Annotated in this window: 1 protein-coding gene; it reads right to left on the bottom strand. The window is 70.9% G+C overall.

Translation table 11 applies throughout. The features are described 5' to 3' along the window. Nucleotides 1-34: 34 nt before the first annotated feature. Nucleotides 35-1327 (bottom strand): CdaR family transcriptional regulator, encoded by a 1293-nt coding sequence (locus I6A60_RS40975; RefSeq protein WP_203023790.1) that lies wholly within the window; start codon nucleotides 1325-1327, stop codon nucleotides 35-37. Nucleotides 1328-1602 lie beyond the last annotated feature (275 nt).

The following is a 1602-nucleotide window of genomic DNA, read 5'->3' as shown; positions in this document are numbered from 1 at the left end:
CGTTCAGTGACCGCTGGCCGTCCGCCGAGACCTACTAGATCAAATCAGCCGGAAACACCGTTACCGAGATAGTCCCCGGGTGCGCGCCGCGGGAGTCGTGGGCCGCGATCGCGGCGTGGATGGTCGGGAGGTGGGTGCCCCGGGTCGGGTCGAGACCGGTCAGGGTGGCCGCCTTGGTCAGCCGGTAGTCGACCGTGTTCGGGTGGATGCGCAGCCGGGTCGCGGTCTTCCTGCGGTCGAGGTCGCAGGCGAGGTAGGTGCGCAGGGTGGTGAGCAGGTCGGGTCGGTCCCGGATCGGCCGGAGCAGGTCGGCGAGGTGGTCGCGGGCGGGCCCCGGTCGGGTCAGCTGGTACTCGACGAGCACGTCGACGAGCCGGTAGGCGCCGGGCGGGCGGCCGGAGGTCTCGGCGACCTGGCGGATCTCGGCGGCGAGCCTGGCGGCCGCGGCCACGCAGACCGGCTCGGCGGCGGCGAGCCCGGCGATGATGTCGGCGCCGGCCGCGTCGCGCAGGCGTTCGACCAGCTCGGACATCTGGCGCCAGTCGGCGGCACTCAGGTCGGCCGCCGCCGTGGACGAGGGAACCAGCACGATGCCCTGGTCGCCGGACAGGCTGCACAGCGCGCTGGGTGACGCGTGGCGCTCGATCGCGGCGCGGATGCGGCGGATCTTGCGACGACCGGCGATCGCCGGGTCGGTTCCGGCGGTCTGCTCGTCTGGATGCCTGGACACGGCGATGCTCATCGCGAGGTAGCAGGCGGGCAGGGCGATGCCGGCCCGCGCGGCCGTCTCGGCCATCTCAGGGGATTCGTTCAGCAGCGCCGAAAGCATCGCGGCGCGGCTGTCGCGGTCGTTCTTTCCCGACGTGGCCTGCCGTTCGGACAGGTAGACGTTCGCGATGACGGTCGTGGTCATACGCAGGAAGCGCAGCAGCCGACGGTGCAGCGCCGTCACCTCGGCGAGGTCGGTGGGACTGGTGTCGGCCAGGATGCGCTCGGCGCAGATCTCGGTTCCCAGGAAGTACGCGCGCAGGATTGCCTCGAGGGGGACACCCTCCTCCGCCCGGCGGGAGGCGGACTCCCTGATGATCTCGACCTGGCGGGCCGACGGCGCCTCGGGGTCGCGGGCCATGTCGATGAATGTTCCGATGTTCGCGGCGGTGATGCGCGTGATCTCGCCGCGTAACTCCTCGGCCGGCAGGGTGCCGTAAACCGCGATCTCCTCGGTCAGGCGGTCGACGATAATGCGGCTGAGCTCGGCCCTGGCGGTGGACAGCCGCTGGTCTATTGAGATGCCGTCCAGAATGTTGCGAGTGTTGTTGGTGGCCATCACAAGGGCTCCTCGTCAGTGGGCGGGCGACATCCGTGTACTGGGAAATTCCAGCCAGTCGGTCGCGTCCACCCGCCGCCACGGCCGTGGTTCCCTGTGACCCGTCACACACACATAACGGACATGTATGAATGTAACGCCACGGGTGTCGCCGACGCTCGCCTCGACTTCGGACGAAAACCAGCCGGGCGCGCCGTGGGGGGCGCCCCCCCCCCCCCCCCCCCGCCCCCCCCCCGCCAAAATCCGGTCGGCTGAAGCCCCCGGGGCGCGGCCCG

The organism is Frankia sp. AgB1.9 (assembly GCF_016786355.1).
Classification (GTDB): domain Bacteria; phylum Actinomycetota; class Actinomycetes; order Frankiales; family Frankiaceae; genus Pseudofrankia.
Note: the sequence above shows the minus strand (reverse complement) of the source record. Positions and strands in the feature narration are given on the sequence as shown.